The organism is Boseongicola sp. (assembly GCA_014075275.1).
GTDB lineage: Bacteria > Pseudomonadota > Alphaproteobacteria > Rhodobacterales > Rhodobacteraceae.
The window spans coordinates 844,632-868,014 of sequence record CP046179.1 but is presented as its reverse complement, the minus strand read 5'-3'; the positions used below and the strand labels follow the sequence as shown (position 1 = coordinate 868,014).

General features: G+C 57.2%; 26 protein-coding genes, 1 tRNA gene and 1 pseudogene. 16 read left to right on the top strand and 12 right to left on the bottom strand.

Annotation, left to right across the window (positions count from 1 at the left end; translation table 11 throughout):
• Window positions 1-3: 3 nt before the first annotated feature.
• From plsX to GKR98_04360, 7 genes and pseudogenes are all read left to right on the top strand, one after another.
• Window positions 4-1,113 carry a phosphate acyltransferase PlsX gene (plsX, locus tag GKR98_04390; GenBank protein QMU57504.1) on the top strand — a complete coding sequence of 370 codons (1,110 nt, stop codon included), beginning with the start codon at window positions 4-6 and terminating at the stop codon, window positions 1,111-1,113.
• Window positions 1,110-2,081: a beta-ketoacyl-ACP synthase III gene (gene fabH, locus GKR98_04385; protein QMU57503.1), complete on the top strand. Its 972-nt coding sequence runs from the start codon at window positions 1,110-1,112 to the stop codon at window positions 2,079-2,081. The genes plsX and fabH overlap by 4 nt, the downstream gene beginning before the upstream one ends.
• A gap of 93 nt (window positions 2,082-2,174) precedes the next feature.
• A complete protein-coding gene (gene ihfA / locus GKR98_04380) occupies window positions 2,175-2,477 on the top strand; it encodes an integration host factor subunit alpha (protein QMU57502.1) in 303 nt (100 codons plus the stop codon).
• Between the two features lie 9 nt (window positions 2,478-2,486).
• Window positions 2,487-2,765, top strand: a pseudogene (locus tag GKR98_04375) (MerR family transcriptional regulator).
• A gap of 586 nt (window positions 2,766-3,351) precedes the next feature.
• A tRNA-Pro gene (locus GKR98_04370) sits at window positions 3,352-3,428 on the top strand.
• A 52-nt stretch (window positions 3,429-3,480) separates the two neighbouring features.
• Window positions 3,481-4,560, top strand: coding sequence for a 2'-deoxycytidine 5'-triphosphate deaminase (locus tag GKR98_04365; GenBank protein QMU57501.1), 1,080 nt, complete (start codon window positions 3,481-3,483; stop codon window positions 4,558-4,560).
• A gap of 84 nt (window positions 4,561-4,644) precedes the next feature.
• Window positions 4,645-4,887, top strand: coding sequence for a hypothetical protein (locus GKR98_04360; protein ID QMU57500.1), 243 nt, complete (start codon window positions 4,645-4,647; stop codon window positions 4,885-4,887).
• Between the two features lie 30 nt (window positions 4,888-4,917).
• Here GKR98_04360 and GKR98_04355 read toward each other — a convergent pair whose 3' ends face one another.
• The 6 genes from GKR98_04355 to GKR98_04330 all read right to left on the bottom strand — a co-directional run bounded on the left by GKR98_04355 (window position 4,918) and on the right by GKR98_04330 (window position 10,273).
• Complete coding sequence (locus GKR98_04355; GenBank protein ID QMU57499.1) at window positions 4,918-5,070, bottom strand: hypothetical protein; 153 nt, start codon at window positions 5,068-5,070, stop codon at window positions 4,918-4,920.
• Window positions 5,071-5,074: 4 nt separating this feature from the next.
• On the bottom strand, window positions 5,075-5,653 hold the full coding sequence (gene scpB, locus GKR98_04350; GenBank protein QMU59964.1) for an SMC-Scp complex subunit ScpB: 579 nt from the start codon (window positions 5,651-5,653) through the stop codon (window positions 5,075-5,077).
• A gap of 58 nt (window positions 5,654-5,711) precedes the next feature.
• Entirely contained in the window at window positions 5,712-6,506 is a 795-nt protein-coding gene (locus tag GKR98_04345) for a segregation/condensation protein A (GenBank protein ID QMU57498.1), read from the bottom strand.
• Window positions 6,499-7,608: a beta-hexosaminidase gene (locus tag GKR98_04340; protein ID QMU57497.1), complete on the bottom strand. Its 1,110-nt coding sequence runs from the start codon at window positions 7,606-7,608 to the stop codon at window positions 6,499-6,501. The genes GKR98_04345 and GKR98_04340 overlap by 8 nt, the downstream gene beginning before the upstream one ends.
• Window positions 7,541-8,476 (bottom strand): SPOR domain-containing protein, encoded by a 936-nt coding sequence (locus GKR98_04335; GenBank protein ID QMU57496.1) that lies wholly within the window; start codon window positions 8,474-8,476, stop codon window positions 7,541-7,543. Before GKR98_04335 ends, GKR98_04340 begins: the two co-directional genes overlap by 68 nt.
• Before the next feature lie 72 nt (window positions 8,477-8,548).
• Window positions 8,549-10,273 carry an arginine--tRNA ligase gene (locus GKR98_04330; protein QMU57495.1) on the bottom strand — a complete coding sequence of 575 codons (1,725 nt, stop codon included), beginning with the start codon at window positions 10,271-10,273 and terminating at the stop codon, window positions 8,549-8,551.
• Here GKR98_04330 and GKR98_04325 point away from each other — a divergent pair.
• Window positions 10,272-11,153: an SDR family NAD(P)-dependent oxidoreductase gene (locus tag GKR98_04325; GenBank protein QMU57494.1), complete on the top strand. Its 882-nt coding sequence runs from the start codon at window positions 10,272-10,274 to the stop codon at window positions 11,151-11,153. The two genes, GKR98_04330 and GKR98_04325, sit on opposite strands and share 2 nt — an antisense overlap.
• A complete protein-coding gene (locus GKR98_04320; protein QMU57493.1) occupies window positions 11,125-12,012 on the top strand; it encodes a sigma-70 family RNA polymerase sigma factor in 888 nt (295 codons plus the stop codon). Before GKR98_04325 ends, GKR98_04320 begins: the two co-directional genes overlap by 29 nt.
• Window positions 12,013-12,021: 9 nt before the next feature.
• Here the strand turns inward: GKR98_04320 and GKR98_04315 are convergent, their stop codons facing one another.
• The 3 genes from GKR98_04315 to GKR98_04305 all read right to left on the bottom strand — a co-directional run bounded on the left by GKR98_04315 (window position 12,022) and on the right by GKR98_04305 (window position 14,439).
• A complete protein-coding gene (locus GKR98_04315; protein QMU57492.1) occupies window positions 12,022-12,717 on the bottom strand; it encodes an SDR family NAD(P)-dependent oxidoreductase in 696 nt (231 codons plus the stop codon).
• A 218-nt stretch (window positions 12,718-12,935) separates the two neighbouring features.
• On the bottom strand, window positions 12,936-13,322 hold the full coding sequence (locus tag GKR98_04310; GenBank protein ID QMU57491.1) for a hypothetical protein: 387 nt from the start codon (window positions 13,320-13,322) through the stop codon (window positions 12,936-12,938).
• The gene (locus tag GKR98_04305) at window positions 13,300-14,439 is read right to left on the bottom strand and encodes a deoxyguanosinetriphosphate triphosphohydrolase (GenBank protein ID QMU59963.1); all 1,140 of its coding nucleotides are present in this window, start codon (window positions 14,437-14,439) and stop codon (window positions 13,300-13,302) included. Before GKR98_04305 ends, GKR98_04310 begins: the two co-directional genes overlap by 23 nt.
• A gap of 80 nt (window positions 14,440-14,519) precedes the next feature.
• Between GKR98_04305 and GKR98_04300 the strand changes: the two genes are divergently transcribed.
• The 5 genes from GKR98_04300 to GKR98_04280 all read left to right on the top strand — a co-directional run bounded on the left by GKR98_04300 (window position 14,520) and on the right by GKR98_04280 (window position 17,105).
• Window positions 14,520-14,852 (top strand): iron-sulfur cluster assembly accessory protein, encoded by a 333-nt coding sequence (locus GKR98_04300; protein QMU57490.1) that lies wholly within the window; start codon window positions 14,520-14,522, stop codon window positions 14,850-14,852.
• Between the two features lie 39 nt (window positions 14,853-14,891).
• Complete coding sequence (locus GKR98_04295; protein QMU57489.1) at window positions 14,892-15,260, top strand: STAS/SEC14 domain-containing protein; 369 nt, start codon at window positions 14,892-14,894, stop codon at window positions 15,258-15,260.
• A gap of 267 nt (window positions 15,261-15,527) precedes the next feature.
• The gene (gene xth / locus GKR98_04290; GenBank protein QMU57488.1) at window positions 15,528-16,310 is read left to right on the top strand and encodes an exodeoxyribonuclease III; all 783 of its coding nucleotides are present in this window, start codon (window positions 15,528-15,530) and stop codon (window positions 16,308-16,310) included.
• Between the two features lie 61 nt (window positions 16,311-16,371).
• Window positions 16,372-16,815, top strand: a complete 444-nt coding sequence (locus tag GKR98_04285) for a hypothetical protein (protein QMU57487.1) — start codon at window positions 16,372-16,374, stop codon at window positions 16,813-16,815.
• Window positions 16,812-17,105, top strand: a complete 294-nt coding sequence (locus GKR98_04280) for a hypothetical protein (GenBank protein QMU57486.1) — start codon at window positions 16,812-16,814, stop codon at window positions 17,103-17,105. The genes GKR98_04285 and GKR98_04280 overlap by 4 nt, the downstream gene beginning before the upstream one ends.
• A 3-nt stretch (window positions 17,106-17,108) precedes the next feature.
• Here the strand turns inward: GKR98_04280 and uvrA are convergent, their stop codons facing one another.
• The 3 genes from uvrA to GKR98_04265 form a co-directional block, all read right to left on the bottom strand.
• Window positions 17,109-19,967, bottom strand: a complete 2,859-nt coding sequence (gene uvrA / locus GKR98_04275) for an excinuclease ABC subunit UvrA (protein ID QMU57485.1) — start codon at window positions 19,965-19,967, stop codon at window positions 17,109-17,111.
• A 93-nt stretch (window positions 19,968-20,060) separates the two neighbouring features.
• Complete coding sequence (locus tag GKR98_04270; GenBank protein QMU57484.1) at window positions 20,061-21,179, bottom strand: MFS transporter; 1,119 nt, start codon at window positions 21,177-21,179, stop codon at window positions 20,061-20,063.
• Between the two features lie 32 nt (window positions 21,180-21,211).
• Window positions 21,212-22,924, bottom strand: a complete 1,713-nt coding sequence (locus GKR98_04265; GenBank protein QMU57483.1) for a hypothetical protein — start codon at window positions 22,922-22,924, stop codon at window positions 21,212-21,214.
• On the opposite strand from GKR98_04265, the gene GKR98_04260 reads away from it, so the two are divergent.
• Together GKR98_04260 and GKR98_04255 are read left to right on the top strand one after the other, a co-directional pair.
• Window positions 22,839-23,063 (top strand): 4-oxalocrotonate tautomerase, encoded by a 225-nt coding sequence (locus GKR98_04260; protein QMU57482.1) that lies wholly within the window; start codon window positions 22,839-22,841, stop codon window positions 23,061-23,063. The two genes, GKR98_04265 and GKR98_04260, sit on opposite strands and share 86 nt — an antisense overlap.
• Window positions 23,060-23,362, top strand: coding sequence for a hypothetical protein (locus GKR98_04255; GenBank protein QMU57481.1), 303 nt, complete (start codon window positions 23,060-23,062; stop codon window positions 23,360-23,362). The genes GKR98_04260 and GKR98_04255 overlap by 4 nt, the downstream gene beginning before the upstream one ends.
• Window positions 23,363-23,383 lie beyond the last annotated feature (21 nt).

The following is a 23,383-nucleotide window of genomic DNA, read 5'->3' as shown; positions in this document are numbered from 1 at the left end:
GGCATGGCGGCACCGACCGAACCCAGCGACAGCACCGGAAAACGGCGCATCATCATTTCTGTTGACGCAATGGGCGGCGACCTGGGGCCAAAGGCCGTGGTCGCCGGTTTAGAGCTTAGCGCAAAAAAGAACCCGGACATCGGGTTCATTTTGCATGGCCCTGCCGACAAGCTGACCCCCCTCATCGCCAAAAGCGGCCTTACGGACGTATGCGAAGTCCGCGATGTTTCCGAGGTTGTCACCATGGACGCCAAGCCCAGCTACGTCATGCGCAACGGCAAGGGCACGTCAATGTGGTCCGCCGTTGATGCCGTGAAGAATGGCGAGGCTGAGGCGGTCGTATCTTGCGGCAACACCGGGGCGCTGATGGCGGTTTCGATGCTGCGACTGCGCAAACTGCCGGGCGTTGATCGCCCTGCCATCGCCTGCCTCTGGCCCTCGCGCTCCAAGGGCGGGTTCAATGTCATGCTGGACGTTGGCGCAGACATCCGTGCAGATGAAAAAGACCTGCTGCAATATGCTCTTATGGGTGGTTCCTACGCCAGAAATGGCCTTGATATCCAACACCCCCGCATCGGCCTCCTGAACGTCGGCACCGAAGAACACAAAGGCCGCGCCGAAATCAAAGCGGCCCACGACCTGATCACCGAAGCCGCGCCTGAAGCTAACCTTGATTTCGTCGGCTTCGTCGAAGGCGGCGATATTCCGTCGGATCGTGTCGATGTCATCGTGACCGACGGCTTCACCGGAAACGTCGCCCTGAAAACCGGCGAAGGCACTGCCAGCCTCATTCGCGATTTCCTGCGCGAAGCCTTCAAAGCCACTCCACTCAGCCGGATCGCGGCCCTTATTGCTCTGACGTCGCTGACACGGCTTTCCAAACGCATCGATCCGCGCCGCGTCAACGGCGGTGTGTTCCTGGGGCTCAACGGGACGGTCGTAAAATCTCACGGTTCTGCGGACGCAACGGGTGTTTCATCCGCAATCAAACTGGCATTCCGCCTCGCCGAAAGTGGCTTTACGGACCGCTTGGCAGCACGGGTTGCATCGGCGCCCACCCCACGGCAAGATACAGCAGAACAAGAAGAAATAAAAAGCGAGCAGACCGGATGACAACACGCGCCGTAGTGGCAGGCGTCGGGCATTACCTTCCCGCGCGTGTGGTTCCAAACTCGGAACTGGAAGCAAAAGTCGAAACGTCCGATGAATGGATTCGCAGCCGGTCCGGGATCGAACGTCGCCATTTCACTGCCGAGGATGAAACGACCTCTGAAATGGCAGCAAACGCGGCCAGAAAAGCTCTGGAAATGGCCAATCTGAAACCGGACGACATCGACGCCATCATCGTCGCAACCTCGACCGCTGATCTTACATTCCCCTCTGCAGCTACGATGGTCCAAAGCAAGCTCGGTATGACAAAGGGATTCGCATTTGACGTGCAAGCCGTCTGCGCCGGGTTCGTCTTTGCTTTATCCAACGCCAACGCGCTAATCGTCTCGGGTCAGGCCAGCCGCGTTCTGGTCATCGGATCGGAAACCTTCAGCCGGATCATGGATTGGTCAGACCGCACCACTTGCGTCCTGTTCGGCGACGGCGCGGGCGCGGTGGTGCTCGAAGCCGCCGACGGCAAAGGCACCAACGAAGATCGCGGTATTCTTGCGACCGACCTCAATTCCGATGGCCGCCACAAAGACATCCTTTATGTCGACGGCGGCGTGTCCACAGGCACCTCCGGATACCTCAGAATGCAGGGCAAGGAAGTCTTCCGTCACGCCGTTGAGAAACTCGCTGCAACGGCCCACACCGCGCTCGGAAAACTTGGTCTCACTGGCGAAGATGTTGACTGGATCGTACCCCATCAGGCAAATCTGCGCATCATCAAATCGACGGCTCAAAAGATGGGCGTCGACATGGATCGCGTCGTTGTCACCGTTCAGGATCACGGCAATACATCGGCTGCATCGATTCCCCTTGCGCTGTCTGTCGGCGTCGAAAACGGGCAGATCAAACAAGGTGATCTCCTTGTCACCGAGGCAATTGGCGGCGGACTGGCCTGGGGATCGGTGGTTTTACGCTGGTAATCGTCTTTAAGCCCTTTTCTTAAGGGCTTGATATTGACTCGTATTTTCAACACGACCATGATTTATGAAACGAAATATAACGGGGGGAGAATGATGAGCGAAAAGACATTAACACGGATGGACCTAAGCGAGTCCGTATTCCGCGAAGTCGGCCTCAGCCGCAACGAGTCTGCTCAACTGGTCGAAGGCGTGCTTCAGCACATGTCCGACGCGCTGGTTGCAGGCGAACAAGTCAAAATCTCTTCTTTCGGCACCTTCTCGGTCCGCGACAAAGCTGCCCGCGTCGGTCGCAATCCGAAAACCGGGGAAGAAGTGCCAATCCACCCCCGCCGCGTGCTGACTTTCCGCCCTTCGCATCTGATGAAGGACCGCGTCGCCGCCGGGAACAAATCGTAAGACCAACCCATGAAAAAATCTCCAGACGCTTTCCGCACCATCTCGGAAGTGGCCGAGTGGCTGGATATTCCCACCCATGTACTGCGGTTCTGGGAAAGTCGGTTTAGTCAAATAAAGCCAGTGAAACGCGCAGGAGGACGGCGGTATTATCGCCCCTCCGATATGCAGTTGATCGGTGGCGTCAAAGTGCTGTTGCACGATCAGGGCACAACCATTCGTGGTGTGCAGAAAATCCTGCGTGAACAGGGCGTTAAACACGTTGTTTCATTCTCACCGCCGTTAGACGGCGAAGCCGCTGTGGCTGTTCAGGATGATGTCATCGAACACGAGCCAATGATTGCCGTCGACGTGACCGAGCCTGCGCCCGCCGCACGTCAGACCCACGACGCCGCTCCAGCCCCCGAACCAGAGCCGGAACCAGCACCAGAACCCGATCCAATTCCGGAAACCGACGCCGTTGAAGTTCTGGCCGATGAAGATGCATCTGAAGCCAATGAAAATCAGCCCGACATGTTCCCCGATCATGTCAGCGCCTTGGACGCCGAAAACACACCACCAGAGCCGGAAACGGTCCCGGAACCGGCTCCCGAGCCTACCCCATCTATCCAACTGGACCCGGATCTGCCGGTGTCCGACCCGGATGACGACGATCCCGCCTATGATGCCAATCCGGGCATTGCAGCACGTCTTGCGACGATACCAACGTCAAAACTTTCGCAGAACCGAGACGCTCTGAAAACTGCTCGTGACCGCCTTCTGGCGCTCAGCGATAGACTTGGCTGAAACGTGTTCTGTGAACGCGAATGTGCCGCCTTACCGTCATGAACTTCCCCTCTTGCCCCCGACCTGATTATCGGTCAGAATCCCATCAAGTCGGGCTATGGCGCAGCTTGGTAGCGCGTCCGTCTGGGGGACGGAAGGTCGCAGGTTCAAGTCCTGCTAGCCCGACCAACCATAAAATCGCCCGCCCCAATGGCGGGTGTTTTGCACTTAAGGCCTGCCCATGACGCCCGGCGTACAATCCGACAATCAGATCACCAGTATGATTGCCGCAGGCACCATCGCCGCCGATGTCGAAATCGTGCCCGGACAGGTGCAACCTGCTTCATTAGATTTGCGTCTGGGAACAAAGGCTTACCGTGTTCGCGCGTCGTTTCTAACCGGACGTGCGCACAAAGTCACCGACCGGTTGCAAGACCTCGAAATGCACCAGTTCGACCTGACCCAGGGTGCAGTGCTGGAAAAGGGCTGCGTCTATGTCGTGCCGCTTCTTGAACGTCTGGAGCTGGCCGCCGGAATGAGCGGGGCCGCCTCGGCCAAATCCTCCATTGGACGGCTCGATCTTTTGACCCGCATCATCACTGATCACGGGACCGAATTCGACCGTGTCCCCGACGGTTATACCGGCCCGCTTTATGTAGAGATCTGCCCGCGATCCTTCTCTGTCGTCGCGACTACCGGACAGATGTTAAACCAGATCATCTTCCGGCAGGGCGACACCATTTTAAGTGACGCCGAACTTACCGCTCTCCACGCCAACGACCCGATTGTGACAGGCGAAGCAGTCATCTCTGGCGGCCTGGGTTTTTCGGTCGATCTAAAACCGGCAAAAGGCGATCTTGTCGGTTACCGCGCCAAACCCCACACCGGCGTCGTTGATCTTGGGAAACTTGCCCACTACGAACCCGTCGACTACTGGGAAGAAGTGCGCACCACCGAAGGCCGCATCATCCTCGATCCCGGCGCGTTCTATATTTTGGTGAGCCGTGAAGCGATTGCAATACCGCCCACGCACGCCGCCGAAATGGCTCCCTATCTTGCCATGGTCGGCGAATTCCGCGTTCACTACGCTGGTTTCTTTGACCCCGGTTTCGGCTGGTCAGGTGCGGGCGGCGAAGGTTCACGCGGCGTTCTCGAAGTCCGCTGCCACGAAGCCCCCTTCGTGCTGGAACACGGCCAGGTCGTAGGCCGTCTTGTCTATGAAAAAATGTCAGAAGTGCCCGCCACGCTTTACGGGCGCGAAATCAAGTCCAACTATCAGGGCCAGGGCCTGAAACTCAGCAAACATTTCAAGTCGGTTTGATCACCAGAATAATCTAATTACGTTTCACAGACCTGAACTCAGACTGCCTCAAACGCATCCACTTCCAAGGCAAACCCCTCATACATGAGCGAATTCCTAGACTGGATCATACTAAACTCATGGGCCGCGGCTGCATTTGCAGTTGTCTTTTCTGTCGTCGGCTACGCGATCACACGACGCACAGCACTCAGAGGGGCATCTAACGACGATTCCAACCCCTGGATTGCCTTTTGTGTAAGTTTATATCCCGACACTCGGAAGCATTCCGATGACGATACCGGCACAGCGTCAGACCAAGACACTTCCGGTGCAGACGGAAGCGAATAAACCTGGGATATAGTTCGCGATGAAGCGACCCTAAAACCGCCCAACCCGGCGGCCTACTTTCATAGCCTGCTTTGCACCGTCCAACTCCGGACCATCCTTGCCACGCTGTTTTTTGGCAAAATACTTCATCCCGTATCGCATGGCATAACGCATCACTATTCGGATCAACCTGTCTGCATTCATCGCCTCAATCCTCGTCTTCGAACATATCCACTTGCTCGTCGTCTTCGCCTTCCTCTGTGGGAAGGTTCTCTGCTGGCGGTGGCCGGTTTTCCAGCAAACCCGCCGCCCGCAATTCTTTCAGTCCCGGTAGATCGCGGGCACTTTCCAGGCCGAAATGATCCAGGAAATCCTGGGTTACCACATAGGTAACAGGCCGTCCTGGCGTCATCCTGCGTCGTCCGAACTTGATCCACTCAAGCTCCAACAGTTGATCCACGGTGCCACGGCTGACACTCACACCCCGGATCTCTTCGATCTCGGCGCGAGTCACGGGCTGATGGTAGGCTATGATCGCCAACGTCTCGATCGCCGCACGGCTTAACTTGCGCGTCTCCGTTGTTTCCTTTTGCATCAGAAACCCAAGATCGGGCGCTGTGCGGATAGCCCAAGCATCGCCCACCTTCACCACCGCCACACCACGCCCGTCATAGCGTTTTTTCAGCAACTCAATTGCTTCAGCGGTTTCAGCCCCATGGGGCATCCGCGCGTTCAACTCCGCAACGGTCACCGGCTCGGCCGAAGCGAACAAAATGGCCTCAACCATCCGTTCCTGCTCGCCCAGCGGTGGCGCTTCGAACAGGCTCTCAATGCTCTCGCCCACGTCAGCCACTGGTCATCGCCTTGATCTGAATAGGCGCGAACATATCCGTCTGCCGGATCTGAATGCTCCCCGCTTTCGCCAGTTCCAAGGAAGCCGCAAAATGCGAGGCCGTGGCCGACCGTCGCCGAACCGGATCGGTTTCCCACCCCTCAGGCAGCCATGACAGCAAATCTGTCCACTCACCTGCGTAACCGATCAGACTTCGCATCCGATCCAACGCCTGTTCCAGCGTCATCACGTTGTTGCGGTCCATGGTAAAGGGGCGGAAATCGTCCTTGGTGCGAATACGGGCATAGCCCTGCATCAAATCCAGCAAGGTTGCGGTGTAAGTCACCCGCCGCACCCGCGTTACATCTTCAGGGATACCACGCACAAAGAAATCGCGCCCTTTCTGATCCCGCGCCATCAGCTTGGCAGCCGCATCGCGCATCGCTTGAAGCCGCTCCAACTGAAACGCCAGATGCGCGGCCAGTTCTTCACCGCTTGGCCCTTCATCGGATGGATCCGGCGGCAACAACAGCCGAGACTTCAGAAACGCCAACCAGGCCGCCATCACCAAATAGTCCGCCGCCAGTTCAATCCGCAGCGTCTTCGCTTGTTCGATGAATGCCAGATATTGCTCTGCTAACGCCAACACGCTGATCTTACGCAGATCAACCTTCTGCGTCCGGCTCAGGGTCAAAAGCAAGTCCAAAGGACCTTCATAGCCATCGACATCAACGATCAGGGCTTCCGCCGCAAGGCGGGCTTCGACGGCGCTTTCGCCCGTCTCGATCCCGGTGTCGCCGTCAGGCATTTTTTGCTCCCTCAATTAGGGACGTAAACTCGGCTTCCACCGCCGAAATGTCAATGTCGATTGGTGCCCGCCGCGCTGCCAGGGCCATGCCGGCGCGCGCTGTAGCTGCCTTCGTCATACGTGGCAGTTTATCAGCCAGCGTTTCCATTTCATCCAGGGCACCGTTGCAATGCAAAACCAGATCGCACCCTGCCGCCAAAGCCCCTGCCCCTCGATCAACCACGCTGCCCGACAAAGCCTCCATCGAGATATCATCGGTCATCAACAATCCGTCCAATTCCAGCGATTGACGCAAATACCGAACACCCTTGGGGGCCAGCGTCACCGGCACATCGGCATCTATTTCAGGCAAAACGATATGCGCCGTCATCACCATCGGCAAATCGCTCAAGGCCTTAAATGCCGCAAAATCAGTCGTCGACAATTCTTCTAATGAAGCCCCAATCCGGGGCAGTTCCTTGTGGCTGTCCAGCGTCGCGCGCCCATGTCCCGGCGCGTGCTTCACAACCGGCAGGCACCCCGCATCCATCAAGCCTTCTGCACAAGCCTCGGCCATTCGTGCCACGACACTCGCATTGGTCCCGTAACAGCGGTTCTTCAGAAATGGATGGGTTTCGGGCCAGGCTATGTCTGCCGATGGCGCACAATTCACATCCACCCCGTGATCCATCAACTCATGACCAATCAGAAGTCCCCGTAAATACATCGAGCGGCGCGCGGAAAATGCGTCATTTTCCGATACGATATCCGTGCGGATATCGAACAGCGCCACTTGATCCAAAGGCGGCATATACTCCCGCCAATGGGGCGCCCGCATTCGTTGAACGCGACCGCCTTCCTGATCAATCAGTATGGGCGCATACCAACCAACAGCGCTGCGCAACTCCTTCGTCAGCCGCCTAAGCTGCTCTGGCGTCTCACAATTTCGGGCAAACAAAATAAAACCCCACGGGTCAGCCTCTTTGAAAAAGGCCGCCTCGCGGGGCGAAAGATCAGGCCCCAGGGGCGCGAGAATATACGCGCCCCGGGTCACATCATTCCTGAGTGACGGGAATACAATTTGCCCCGTCAGATACCAGAACCGCACAGAACCGGCGCGCATCTGCCAATGTCTCGAACCCGGTGGCCCTCAACCGCCAGAACGTCCGTCCTCCGGTTTCTGCCTGCTGGATCACCCGTTCCTTACCAACCATATAGTCGCCGAACTGCGCCATCGCATTGGCCCAGTTGGTGCGCGCAACCTCGGGGCTGCCAAAGGCACCCAACTGCACCAGACGCGTGCCCGGCGGGATCGTTGCTGGTACAATATCGCCTGTAACATCGTTCTTTACCAAGCTCAGCGAGGCCACGCGAAATTCAGCAGGACGCCCCAACGGACGCGGCGTTGTCACCGGCACACCCGGGCCCGCGTTCACAACAAAGCTGGCCGGTATCGCCACCAGATCGACCACATCCGCCAAAGCAGCGGCCACAGCCAAATCTGTCGCCGAAGGTACCGCCTCAAGTTTGGTTTCGGCCTCCTCTACAAAGGCCGTTGTAACGGTGCTTTCCAATTCCGGCTCAATCACCGGCAATATTTCAGATGCAACCAAAGGCTGCGCTTCGGCTACAGGGGCAAGCTCCGCCATCGGCAAATCTTCGTCCTCGTTCAACGAAGTCGGCGCAGGTGCCAGAACCACGCGATCTGCCAGTGCCTCAACCCGCTCTTCCGCAATGCTGTTCACCGCAAGACCTTGATAGGCGCTTGCTTGCCCACCCGGATCATCGGGCATAACCCGCATCGGCCCTTCCAGCGCGCGCACCACCGGAACCCCGGTCACGTCGCGCACCCATAACTTCCAACCCCAGGTCGCCAGACCCGCGATCAGCAGGACCGACAGGAATGCTCCGGCCCAGTTCATCGCCGCCGCAAGTGCGCAGCCGTTGGGGGACTCCCCCATATCGCCAAAATTGATTGCCGCCATTTTCATCGCCTCACATTAGCCGCCGGTTGTTCCAGCGTGCTTCACTGCTCTCGACAAAGGCCGCGGCGCTATTTTAGGTCAGCGCATTTCTTCGACCGGTGTCACCCCAAGGATACCTAATCCTGTTGAAATAACAACGGCTACGGCGCGCGGAAGTGCAATTTTTGCCGCTGTCGCCTGAGGATCGCCCTCGTGAAGGAAGCGCAACGAGGGATTCTCGTTGCCCTTGTTCCAAAGTGCATGAAATTCCGAGGCCAGTTCATACAGATAGAAAGCGATTCTATGAGGCTCGTTATTACGGGCCGCAATCTCCACCAAGCGCGGCCATTCGGCTATCTTGCGCGCCACAGCAAACTCGGCCTCGTCTTCCAGCAATGCATTGTCGGAATAGTCCAGATGCAACGCCTCGGCCTTACGCATCACCGACCGGATCCGCGCATGTGCGTATTGCACATAAAACACCGGGTTATCTTTCGACTGCTCAACCGCCTTGTCGAAATCAAAGTCCAGCGGCGCATCGTTCTTGCGCATCAGCATCACAAACCGGGTCACATCCGCGCCCACCGTGTCGACAACATCGCGCAACGTCACAAATGTGCCCGCCCGCTTCGACATTTTGAACGGCTCGCCGTCCTTATACAGCTTTACCAACTGCGTCAGCTTCACATCCAGCGGTACACGTCCATCGCTTAACGCACTCACAGCCGCATTCATCCGCTTGACGTAACCGCCATGGTCCGCGCCGAAGATATCAATCAACTCGTCATAGCCGCGCGCGATCTTGTTCCAGTGATACGCAATGTCGGGCGCAAAATAAGTCCATGCCCCGTCAGATTTCATGATCGGGCGGTCAACATCGTCCCCGTGGGCGGTGGAGCGGAACAAAGTCTGCTCGCGCGGTTCCCAATCTTCAGGAACCTTGCCTTTCGGCGGCTCCAAAGTTCCCTTGTATATCAATCCCTTCTTCGTCAGCTCTTCGATGGCCTCTTCAATCCGCCCGGTGCCGTAAAGCGCCTTCTCGCTGAAGAACTTGTCCATCTTCACGCCCAGCCGACTCAGATCCTCCTGGATCAATTCCAGCATCTGACCGGTCGCAAATTCGCGCACTTCAGCCAACCAAACGTCTTCAGGCTGATCCAGAAACTGATCGCCAAACTTCTCTTTCAGCGCCTCACCAACGGGCACCAGATAATCGCCGGGATAAAGCCCCTCAGCGATCTCAAGCGACAGCCCATGCGCCTCGCGATACCGCTCATAGGCAGACCGCGCCAGAACATCGACCTGCGCGCCACCATCATTGATGTAATACTCGCGCGTCACGTCATAGCCCGCAAAGTCCAACAATGACGCCAACGCATCCCCAAAGACCGCGCCCCGCGTGTGCCCAACATGCAAAGGCCCCGTCGGGTTGGCCGAAACATATTCGACATTCACCTTAACGCCAGCGCCCATGCCGGAATGCCCAAATGCCGCACCAGCATCAATCGCTTCGGCCACAACATCGTGCCAAACCTCGCCCGCAAGCCGCAGGTTCAAAAACCCAGGCCCGGCCACATCCGCGACCTCGATATTCGGATCACTCAACAACCGCACAGCCAAAGCCTCGGCAATTGCGCGCGGCGCTTTACCCGCAGGTTTCGCCAACACCATTGCGGCATTGGTTGCCATATCGCCATGGGCGGCATCGCGCGGCGGTTCCACTGCGACATTTCCCCAGGAAAGATTGGGCGGAAGTTCGCCATCCGCGACCATCGCATCCAGCGTTTCCAGAATCGAAGACCGAATCTCGGCAAAGATATTCATGATGGCTCCATTGGCATTTGGCGCGGGTTTACCACCCGTCCCCGAGAGGTCAATGCGCACACTTCGCAATTATATTCGCCCCCCGCGCCCCCTTTTAGCATGCTGGCGTGTCTTCCAATCAAACGCATTCGTATTTTGGAAAGGACAGACCATGCATAAATCAGCCCTGATCATCGGTGCAGGCCGCGGTGTAGGCCGCGAAGTTGCGCTATCTCTGGCTGGCGCGGGCCACACTGTTACCGCCGTTGCCCGCACAGCAGCTGACGTCGAAACACTGGCAACCGAAAACGCCAACATCACCGCTCGACCTGCTGATCCCAGCGACGCTGAAACAGCAAATTCGCTGATCGCCGACACCTCTCCGGACATCGTCGCCATCGTCGGCGGCTTGCGCCCCCGCATGGCTTTCCTCAGCGAATACGACTGGGACAGCTTCAGTGCGGTTTGGCAAAATGATACGCGCATGACGTTCAATCTGTTGAAGGCGGCCCTCACCCGGCCCCTGAAACCCGGCAGCACCGTCCTCACTGTTTCGTCGGGTGCCGCCCTCTTTGGCTCTCCCCTTTCAGGAGGTTACGCAGGTGCCAAGCGCATGCAGCACTACGCCTCAAACTACGCGCAGATGGAATCCGACAAACGCGATCTCGGACTTACTTTTACAACACTTTACCCCAAACAATTGATCGCCGGGACCAATATCGCAGCAGATGCCTCAGCGGCTTATGGCCAGACGCGCGGCGGGACGGCTGCCGATTTCATGTCTCAATGGGATCAGCCTCTGACCCCTGAAAAAGTCGCGGCCGCCATCACCACACTTGCCACGACCCAACAATCGGGCACCTATACGGTAGATGGCAAAGGAACCGCGCCCCTTGGCTAACAATATGCCCGCCCAATTCGATCAAGCTCTGGCCGCCCACCGGCCGGAGCTTCACCGCTATCTTGCGCGAATGACCGGATCGGTGATCGACGGCGAGGATTTGGTTCAAGACACCCTCCTTGCTGCCACCCGCGCACTGGCAAAGGGCGAGGATGTCACCCACATGCGCGGATGGCTCTTTCGGATCGCACATAATACGGCGCTGAACGCTATCCGCGCCCGGAAGTCCGAGGCAGCGATGAAAGAAACCCTGTCCCACCAGCCCGACACAAATGTCACCCTGCCGCTTGAAGGTGGCACGCGCGACGCGCTTCTGCCTTATCTGGGCCTGACGGCCAAACAACGCAGCGCTGTCATTCTGCGCGACGTCTTTGGTCATACCACCGCCGAAGTCGCCGATCTCACCGGTCTCAGTCAGGACGCAACAAAATCTGCGCTAAAACGCGGCCGCGCAGCACTCGCGACAGCGGATATCGAGGCCCCGGTCGAAGTCTCAGATCAGGACAAAGCACGCCTCGCCACCTACGCCGCCCACTTCAACGCCCACGCCTTCGACGCCTTGCGCGACATGCTGGCCCGCGAAGTGCACCTTGATCTCGTCTCGGTCGAAAAACGCAACGGTCAAAAAGCCGTTGGTGGATACTTCGGAAATTACGCCCGCCAGTCAGACTGGCTGATGGCCCCCGGCCTTGTCGAAGGTCGCCCCGCTATTCTCGCCTTCAACCGCGACACGCCCGGAGATGCCCCGCAGTACTTCATCCACCTGAATTTCGACGGCGACCACATCGCCCAAATCCGTGACTTTCGCTATGCCCGCTATGCGATGGATGACGCGCATTGGGTCAGGCTGGGCAGCTAGCTTCGGCATCTACCACTTCTCTTGAAACGGCCTCAGATCAATCTCAAAGGTCCACGCCGACTTGTCCTGCCCCACCAACATCAGCGCCGTCTCTGCAATGGCTTTGGGATCCATGAAGAATTCGTCCGGCTCATTTGGCGCAAAGTGCGTACGAGTATCCGTCGTATCAATTACCCCATCAATCACCAGATAGGCCACATGAATACCCTTTGGCCCCAACTGTTTGGCCAACGATTGGGCCAGATTTCTTTGCGCCGACTTCGATGACGCAAATGCCGTCGTCCAAATGTTGCCCCGCAATGCAGCCGTCGCACCTGTTACAATGATTGCACCCGCCGCACGGCTCTCCATACGCGGTGCCAGGAATTTCGCGGTGGCAAACAAACCCAATGTTCCCACCCGCCATGTCTGCTCAAACTGATCTTCGGTGATCTCGTCCAAGGTGCCGAACTGCGCAAGGTCGGCATTGTAAATCGCAACGTCAATTGAACCCAGTTCATCCTCGACGGCCTGCAACACCGACTGCAGATTTCCCGGATCGCCTGCATCGCACCGAAAGGCCCTGACAACCGCCCCTGACCGATCAGACGAGGTCTCACCCCCTCCGGACCTGCTTAAAAGAGCAACATCATATCCCGCCTGCCCGAACACTTCGGCATAGGCGGCTCCTAATCCCGGTCCATATCCAATGATCGCACACAGCATTTGTAATACTCCTCTGGTCCCGCATCACAGTAGTCAGTTTAGCATCGCCACCCAAATGAACCAACCTGACCTAGGGCTTATGGGCGATCTGACTGACGTAGGACATGAACCCATTGAACGTGTTCGATGCCACACACGCCCGCGCCACGCGCAAGACATCCTCTGGGCCCGGAACAAGGCCGAGCAGCCTGTACACGAGCACCAGATCAAAGGTTTCATTAGCAAAATGGGCGCGCACGTTCAACCATAACCCTTGGAGGTTCAATTCCATGCGCAGTCGTCGCGCCCGCCATTGTCAGCAGATCTCGTGTGACATGAACCGTCCCCGACTCGAGCTCAACAGCAACAGCACCTGCCCCTGGTTTGATGCCGCCAAGATAGGCCTGACGTATGGAGATCTGCGCGATATCCTGACATCTGGCCTCCATGGCATCGGCAATACCTTCTTGCAGCGCAACCTCCTGAGCCCCGAGATCTCGACATAGACCAGCCATAAAGCCACTCAAATCCACTTTGCGCCCGGCGGCCCGCACCTTGCACCCACAATCATTGGCAATATGCGAAGGCCTTGGACGCGCCGCCTCAGACCAGAATAAACCGCTCATGACACTGGATCGCAAACCGATCCGTCATCCCGGCAATATAATCCGACACGATCCGCGCCAAATCTTCTTCAGAACTGATCTCTTCCACGTCCTTACGCCATTGCTTCGGCAATTGATCGGGATGCGCCATAAAGAACGGAAACAACTCTTCCACCACCAGCGTCACCCGTTGCCGCATCTCAATCACTGACGGCGCGCGATACATGCGTTCAAACAAAAACGCCCGGATCACCTTCAGATCGGCAAACACATCATCCGAAAACCGAATAATCTGAAACCCGGCGCGGCGAATATCATCCGCCGACTTCGGCCCGATCTCCAACAAAGATTGACGCGCAACCGCGATCACATCCTCAACCAGCAATCCGAAGAACCGCCTGAGCGCCTCATGCCGCCGCCGGTAGTAATTCAGGTCCGGGTAGATCGCATCCACCCGCTCAAAACACCCCTTCAACAACGGCAGTTCCGCCAACTCATCGGTTGAAAACAACTCCGCCCGAAGCCCGTCATGCAAATCATGGTGGTTATACGCAATATCGTCGGAAATCGCCGCAACCTGCGCCTCGGCACTCGCATAAGTGTCCAATTCCAGATCATGATGCGCCTGATACACCGCCAGCGCCCAGGGCAATTCGCCCGTCACCGGCCCGTTATGCTTGGCAATCCCCTCCAGCGTCTCCCAGGTCAGGTTCAACCCGTCAAACATCGCATAATGCCGCTCAAGCGAGGTCACGATGCGGATCGCCTGCGCGTTGTGATCAAACCCACCGTAGGGCGCCATCAGCGCGCCCAAAGCATCCTCGCCCGTATGCCCAAACGGCGTGTGCCCCAGATCATGGGCCAAAGCCACAGCCTCGGTCAGTTCCGCATTCAGCCCCAAAGCCCCCGAGATTGTCCGCGCCACCTGCGCGACCTCGATCGAATGCGTCAGTCGGGTGCGAAAGTAATCGCCCTCATGTTCAATAAACACCTGAGTTTTATGCTTCAGCCGCCGAAAGGCGCTGGCATGAATGATCCGGTCACGATCGCGCTGAAAACACGACCTGAACGTGCTTTCATCCTCGGCAAACAGCCGGCCCCGGCTATCGCCCGGTTCTGATGCATATGGCGCGCGCATGTCCCTGCCCGTCTTGTCCGCCTGTCCCATCGCCCATATATTGAATTTGCGAACAGGATGTAACCGCCGGAGTGATCTTGATGGATCTAAATCTGCCCCCTCGTGTCACCGAACGCGCTTTCGCCCGTCTGGCCGAGATCAATGATGGCTCCGACGCGCCAAAAGCGCTGCGGGTTGCGGTCGAAGGCGGCGGATGTTCGGGCTTTCAGTATAACATCGATCTGGACGAACCTGCGGACGATGACCTGGTGCTGGAAGGTGCCGGGCAGAAAGTTGTCGTTGACACAGTCTCGCTGCCGTTTCTTTCGGACTCGGTCATCGACTTTTCTGACGAGCTGATAGGCGCGCGCTTTGTCATCGAAAACCCCAACGCCGCGTCAAGCTGCGGCTGCGGCATCAGTTTCTCGATGTAAAAAGCACGAAACCGTCTCCGGCCCCAATAGGAGATCACTATGTTCGACCTGACCAAGGACGCGAAGGGTTTCTATCGTTTGGCCATCAGTGGCAAAATCGACGAAGACGATATGAAGAAAGGCCTGGATGCCTTCCTGGCCGTCACCGACGCTGCACCCAAAACAGACTTCCTCTATACAATCTCGGAATTCGAGCTCCCGACCTTTCAGGCCATCGCCGTTGAATTCGGCTACTTCCCCCGCCTTTTCGGTTGTCTCAACCGCATTGGCAAAGTCGCCCTGGTTGCAGATCAGACCTGGCTTCGAAAAGCGGCTGAAATCGAGGCCTTCCTGATCCCTGGCCTCAGCATCGAAACCTTTGAAGAGGATCAAGAGCCCGAAGCCATTGCCTGGCTCACGAAACCCTAGCCACAACAGACAGCGCCCGAACCCCAAGGGTGCTGTCCTCGTCCATTATCGGCCCATAAATATCCCCGCCGGAGGCCCGCGCGCCCGGCGCGCGATCCGGAATTCGCGTCGAATTCCGTTTCCTAATTCTTAACGAAACCAAAAACCACCGTTCGGGTCCACCGACGTAATACCGACGTTATACCGACGCGATACAGACAGCCCAGTTTGGCCCTTGAATGCCCTCGCTCCATGGCCCAGAAATAACCCAACCAAAGGGGCCGTTTCATGCGTATCGCAACCTTCAATATTAACGGAATAAAGGCCCGCATGGGCGCGCTGACGGACTGGCTGAACGACCAAAAACCCGACGTCGCACTCTTGCAAGAGATCAAATCCATTGACGAAAACTTCCCCCGCGCCCATTTCGAAGATTTAGGCTATACCGTTGAAACCCATGGACAAAAGGGCTTCAACGGCGTAGCCATCTTCTCGCGATTGCCGCTGGAAGACATCACCCACGGCCTGCCCGGCGACAACAGTGACGAACAGGCCCGCTGGATCGAAGCGACTGTCATTGGCGACAAAAAACCAGTCCGCGTCTGCGGTCTCTACTTGCCCAATGGCAACCCCTGTCCAGGCCCAAAATACGACTACAAGCTCGCCTGGATGAACCGCATGAAGACACGCGCCCAAGCCCTTATGAATGCAGAAGAACCCGCGATTATGTGCGGCGATTACAACGTCATACCCCAAGACGAAGACGCCGCCCGTCCCGAGGTCTGGCAAGAAGACGCGCTTGCCCGCCCCGAGACCCGCGCCGCCTTCCGAGAACTCCTCAACCTCGGCTTCACAGAAGCCTTCCGCGCCCGCACCCGAGGCCCCGAACACTACTCGTTCTGGGACTACCAGGCCGGGGCCTGGGAGCGAAATAACGGCATTCGCATCGACCACCACCTGCTGACACCGCAAGCTGCTGATTTGCTTGAAAATTGCTGGATCGAAAGCGCTGTCAGGGGTCGCGAAAAACCTTCCGATCACGTCCCCGTCTGGGTCGAACTCGACGCCTGAATCATCGCCACATTTTTGCCCGCTCTCCCTGATAACCATATGGAAACCTCGGAGTCTCAAGATGAAAAACATCGCCATTCTCACCGTCGCAGCGCTGGCCCTTCTGACAGCCCCCACCGCAACGCTGGCCGCAGGCCAAAAACATTGCCCGCCCGGCCTGGCGAAAAAATCCCCCGCCTGCGTGCCACCCGGACAGGCCAAGAAAGGCGTCACCGCCGAAGAATGGGCAAACAGATCAGATGGTTACGATGTTGGTGACCACATTGACGATCCCGAATATGTCGTCCTCGCCGAAGGCGATCGCGTCATTTTTGAGGGCCGTGAATACGTCGTGATCGACACCGACAATGGCACCATTTTGCGCCGCGACGGCGACTTCTACCGACTGCCTCGCATCGGCGATGGCTCGGATTACGTGCGCATCGGCGACTCAATCATCAAGGTTGATCGTGAAACCAAGCAAGTCATTGATTTCATTCGCCTCGCCGACCTGATCTTCAGTTGAACAATCAGCCAACTCTATCTCCTCTGACAAAGCAGTATTTGGTTGCGATCTTCGAGCCAGAACTTCGGGATGAAGCTGTCGATTATCTCATCAATGATTGTGGATACGCCCAGGATATCAGCAGCACCGAAAAAGGCATCGAACGTATTCGGTGCGCCGCTCTGAAAAAATCCCGTGGTTCTATTGAGGAACTGGTAAATGCAATTGCCCTGGCCCAACTTGATTGGCGGGATCTCCTTGTAACTGCGGGATTTTCTAATCCTGAAGATCACTTAACGTGGAAGCCGTAGTACTCACTCCGCCGCCACCCGCGTAACACCCAGCATATCCGCCAGATACCGCCCGGTATGGCTCTCTGCCTTCTTTGCCACCGCTTCCGGCGTCCCTTTGGCCACGATCTTGCCGCCGCCATCACCGCCCTCGGGACCAATATCAATCAACCAATCGGCCGTCTTGATGACATCCAGATTGTGCTCGATCACCACAACTGTATTGCCCTGCTCAACCAATTTATGAAGCACTTCCAAAAGCTTGCGCACATCCTCAAAATGCAGACCGGTCGTCGGCTCGTCCAGAATATACAGCGTCCGACCGGTCGACCGCTTCGCCAATTCCTTCGACAGCTTCACCCGCTGCGCCTCGCCCCCTGACAGGGTCGTCGCAGGCTGACCAACCTTGATATACCCAAGACCAACCCGCATCAGCGCATCCATCTTTTCGCGGATCGACGGCACCGCCTTGAAAAAATCCTGTGCGTCCTCAACAGTCATATCCAGAACATCGGCAATCGACTTGCCCTTGAACTTGATCTCCAACGTCTCGCGATTGTAACGCGCACCCTTACAGGTCTCGCACATCACATAGACATCGGGCAGAAAGTGCATCTCGATCTTGATCAGACCGTCGCCCTGACACGCCTCGCATCGCCCACCCTTCACGTTGAAACTGAACCGACCTGGCTTGTATCCACGCGTCTTTGACTCCGGCAATCCCGCGAACCAATCGCGAATAGGCGTGAACGCCCCGGTATATGTCGCCGGGTTTGAACGCGGCGTCCGCCCAATGGGCCTCTGGTCAATATCGATCACTTTATCCAAGTGTTCCAAACCCTTAATGGTCTCACAAGGCGCCGGCGTCTGCCGCGCCCCGTTCAACCGCATCGAGGCTGTCTTGAACAAAGTCTCAACCGTCAGGGTCGACTTCCCGCCTCCAGACACCCCGGTCACGCAGACAAATCTGCCCAACGGGAATTCCGCCGTCACATTCTGCAAGTTATTACCCGTTGCCTTCACGACCTTCACCGATTTGCCGTTGCCCTTGCGCCGCTCTCCCGGCACCGCAATCTCGCGCGCACCCGACAGATATTGCCCGGTGACCGAGGCTTTGTTGGCCATAATCTCGGCTGGAACACCTTTGGCAACAATCTCGCCACCATGCACCCCGGCCCCCGGCCCGATATCAAAGACGTAATCGGCCTCGCGGATCGCCTCTTCGTCATGCTCAACTACAATCACCGTATTGCCTTGATCCCGCAGGTTTTTCAGCGTCAGCAGCAGCCGGTCATTGTCGCGTTGGTGCAGCCCAATCGAGGGTTCATCCAAAACATACAGCACACCGGTCAATCCGGACCCAATCTGACTGGCAAGGCGGATCCGCTGCGACTCACCCCCCGACAACGTCCCGGCATTCCGCGACAACGTCAGATACTCCAACCCGACATTGTTCAAAAACCCAAGCCGCTCGCGGATTTCCTTCAGGATCGCCCGCGCAATCTCGTTCTTCTGCTTGCTCAACTGGTTCGGCGCATCCTCGATCCAGGCCAGCGCTTCGCGGATCGACATCTGAACCACCTGGCCCACATGCAGCCCACCGATTTTCACTGCCAGCGCCTCGGGCCGCAACCGATACCCCTCACAAACGCCACAGGGACGGTTATTCTGATACCGCTCAAATTCTTCGCGAATCCAATTCGAATCCGTCTCGCGATAACGGCGCTCCATATTCGGAATCACCCCCTCGAAAGGCCGCGAAACCTGATACACACGCCCGCCCTCGTCATAGCGAAACTGGATCTCTTCCTCACCAGATCCATACAGAAACACCTGCTTTACAAACTCTGGCAGGTCTTTCCATTTGGCGTTCTTGTCGAACTCATAATGCTTGGCAATCGCTTCAATTGTTTGAAGAAAATAAGGGGATTTCCCCTTCCGCCACGGTGCCAGGGCCCCATCATAAACCTTCAAATTCTGGTCTGGCACAACAAGCCGTTCATCAAAGAACAGCTCAACCCCCAGCCCGTCACAGGTCGGACAAGCCCCAAACGGCGCATTGAACGAAAACAATCGCGGCTCGATCTCGGGGATGGTGAAACCGCTAACCGGACAGGCAAAATTCTCGGAAAACGTGATGCGCTCCGGTTCTTCATCCGTCACCGCCGTTTCCAGAATGGCGATTCCGTCGGCCAGATCCAGCGCGGTGCGAAACGAATCCGCAAGCCGTGTTTCCAACCCTTCGCGGATCACTATCCGATCCACCACCACATCAATATCGTGGCGAAACTTCTTATCCAGCGTCGGCGGTTCGTCCAATTCATAGAACGCCCCATCAACTTTCACCCGTTGAAAGCCCTGTTTACGAAGTTCTAAGAATTCTTTGCGATACTCGCCTTTCCGATCGCGCACGATGGGCGCCAACAAAAAAGCGCGCGTCCCCGCCTCCATGCCCATCACGCGATCGACCATATCCTGCACCTGCTGCGCTTCGATGGGCAGACCGGTTGCAGGCGAAAACGGAGTGCCTGCGCGGGCAAACAACAGGCGCATATAGTCATAAATCTCGGTCACCGTGCCGACTGTCGACCGCGGGTTCTTCGATGTGGTCTTCTGTTCAATCGAAATCGCCGGGGAAAGCCCGCTGATGTGATCCACATCCGGCTTTTCCATCATGTCCAGAAACTGCCGCGCATAGGCGCTTAACGATTCAACATACCGCCGCTGCCCTTCGGCATAGACCGTATCAAACGCCAAAGAGGATTTGCCCGACCCTGACAGCCCCGTAATGACCACAAGCTGATCGCGCGGAATATCTACATCGATATTCTTCAGATTATGTTCACGCGCGCCGCGCACTTCGATGTTCTTTAACTCGGCCATGGTCTCGCTTTCACAGGGCAGACCAGAGAGATAGTGAAGAACGTCGAGAACTCAATGGCTGTTAAGGAACATTACAAGAACATTAACGCGTCGTCACGCGCTTTCCGCAATCTTTCTGTGGATAAGCCAGACCGCGCCCAACCCAAGCATCGAAATGCAAATCGTCGCCACCATCGGCCCCGCAATTCCGAAGCTCAAAGTGCTGGCGAAAAGCGGCACCGACATCGCAGTGCCGAGGTTCCCAATCTGCGCCACGGCCCCGTTCGCCCGCGCCTGATCCGCCGGATCCGGGTTCAATGCCGGCACATTCGCAAACGACGCGCCCGGCACCAACCCAAGGATCAGCAGCATTAGGAACATCATCAAAAACCGCACTGCTTCTGGCATCACCAGCGCCATCCCAAAACCAACAATCGTCAGGGCAAAGGACACAAGCAAAATTTGTCGCGGTGCCACACTCCGCGCCACCCATCCCGCGCCAAAAGTTCCGACAAGGGCTATCAATGGCAATACTGGCGCCGTCCAATCCCCCAGAAATCGCGGCAAAAACGTCAGCAATCCCAGGAACATAATCGTATGCCACAAAAACCCAACGGCCGGAGCAACCAGCCTCGGGTTCGTGTAAATCGCCATGTGCCGCGCCCAAAGCCCGCCTTCCCAAACACCTCGCGCAACACCACGGGGCAGCAACGGCCAAAGTGCCGCCATCAACATCAACCCGAATACCCCATGCGCCAAATACACCGCACCCGGCCCGCTCATCAGCGGAATTATGGCCGCCGCCCCGGCAAACCCCACGCCAAAGAATGTCCCCCACAGCCCCATCGCCACGGGCTTGTCACGATCAACCGCCACCGCTGCCATCAGGGTCGGCGCGGCCACGACGATGGCCAGATGGGTAAACCCTTCGATCAACCGCAGTCCCATGAACACCGGAAACGCCGGGAGCAACGCCTGCAAAAACGACATCACTACCGCCAAACCAAGCGCCGCAAGCAGCACGCGCCGCGCGCCGAATGTTGCAACGATCATCCCTGCGGTCACACCAAATACGATACCAGCGACCGAGATCGCTGACACCGCATAGGGCAGCGGCACGCCGGGATAAATCGGCTCAAGCCATTCTAATGTCAGGGCAATTTTCGCGAACTGCGCAGCCGCAAAAAGCCCCACCAGAAAGAGTAACCCGATAAGGCGCCAATCCGTTCGCATAAAACCGCTTTTCTCCCTGTTCTCGGAGCGGGTCAAGACCCGCTAAGCGCACCCAACCCATTGGCCAGATTCGGGCCCAAAAGTGTCACCAGTTGATCCGATGACAGCTCGGGCGTCACTCGCAACCCATCCATCCACGCCGCACGCGCTGCCGCCTCTTCCCCGATCACCAGATAAATCGCCGCCAGAACAACCCGCGACAAATGTGTCCGATCATCCGCTGCCACCGCTTTCTGCGCCTGCTCCAAGGCCGCTATGCCATCCTTGTTTTGCAAATGCGCCAGCGCCAGAACACTCCGCCAAATCGCCAGTGTATTGTCCTGCGGTGATATGCGAATTGCCCGAGTCAGATGATCAATCGCCTGATCCCTTGCGCCCTCGCGCAGCACCTGAGTTCCAAGCGCCGCCATGGCCTGCGGGCTTTCCGCATCAATATCAAGCGCGCGCATCAAAAGTGTTTTGCCACGCATCCCCTGCCCTGCATCGCACAAAGCACATCCTGCAAGTCCCAAAATTTGTGGAGAATGCCCATCAAGTTCAATCGCCCGATCCGCGTGACCGATGGCATCCTCAACTTGCTTTGCTGATGGATCATCCAAGCCGACCTGCTGCCCCAGTGCCAGAATCAGCGCCAGGGCCGCATGAGCATGGGCAAGTGTGTCGTCCAATTCCACCGCCCGCCGCAACGTGGCTTCGGCCTCGGCAAAAGCACTACGATTCCACCCCTTCAAGGTCATCGTCCCAAGCCCCTGCATCGTCAACGCCCGTGCATCCTCGGCAACCGGAGCCCCAGACAAAGCGGCATGGATTGCCCGCACCAACTGGGGTTGCAAACGAACCACCATCTCCAATATCTCTTCCGACTGACCGGTCGCGGGGTCAAAATCGGCCGAGGCATAGGTCCAAATCGTCGCCCCGTTCCGCGTGTCAAACAAAACACCTTCAAGCCGCGCACCAGCCCCGGCGGAAACGGCTGTAACTTCAAATGAAAACCCGGCACCAAACTGTTGAGCCAGTTCTTCGGGCGGCACTCCGGCGTGCCTGCGCGCAACCGATGGCGCCACCACCGTCACAAACGGCAAGCGCGCCATCGCACTGACAATCCGGCCCTCAATCGCATCACCACGAAAACCATCCACCGCCGTCACATCTGTCAGCACGATGAAAGACGGTTGCACATATACCGGCCGATCATCGGATGCCTGTTGCGCACCTCTCGATGGCAGTAGCTCGTCAATTTCCATCCGAAACCCGCGCCCCCGAACTGTCTTTATCCGGCTCATACTTACATCGGTTTCACCCATGGCGCGTCGGGCAGACTTGATCGCTGTCGACAAAGCGGCATCCGAAACGATCCGCCCGTCCCAAACCTCTTCAATCAATTCATCTTTGGAAATCAGCTTGTTGGCGTTCTCGGCCATGAACCTGATCAAATCAAAGACCTTGGGTTCAACAGCAACCGCTTCACCACCCCGGCGCAGCTCAAACCGCCCCAGATCCAATTCAATATCATCAAAGGTCATCCCACACTCCTGACACCATAAAAGTCCATCTGCTCGTAAAACACCATGAATTCCCCAGACACACCTCAAGCTTGATCTCCTGCCCTTTCCTAAACCGGTCTCATCAAGACGAACCAGACTGAATGAGGAAATAACAATGTCTCTCGTGGATATACAATTGATCGAAGGAGTGTTCAGCCCAGATGAAAAGGCGGACATGATCGAAAAAGTCACCAACGCCATGGTCACTATCGGTGGCGAGCCAATGCGCGGCCTGACCTGGGTCCGCGTGCATGAGGTGGCGGAGGGTGCCTGGGGCATCGGTGGCAAGCGGCTGATGGCCTCGGACTTACTCTCGCTCACTAAGGGAGCAGCGTTATGACTTACTTGCCCGAAGTCCTACCCGCACACCCCATCGCCACCGAGGCAACAACCCACCCCACGCAAACTATCAAGTATGGCTTGATTGGACGCGTCTTTCTTGCACTCGAGGCGCGCCGGAAGCGTCAAAAGAAAGTGAACCTGAACGGTCATATGCTGAATGATATCGGCCTTGGTTCCAAGTCATCGAAATTCACATCGCACAGCCATCTTTGGGATGCACCGGCGCATTGGACGACACATCACCCCGCCAATGTTCAATCGGCTCTGCAACCTTCCAACGCGCGCCGTGCAGCTTAGCTTAATGGAACAATCAAATGA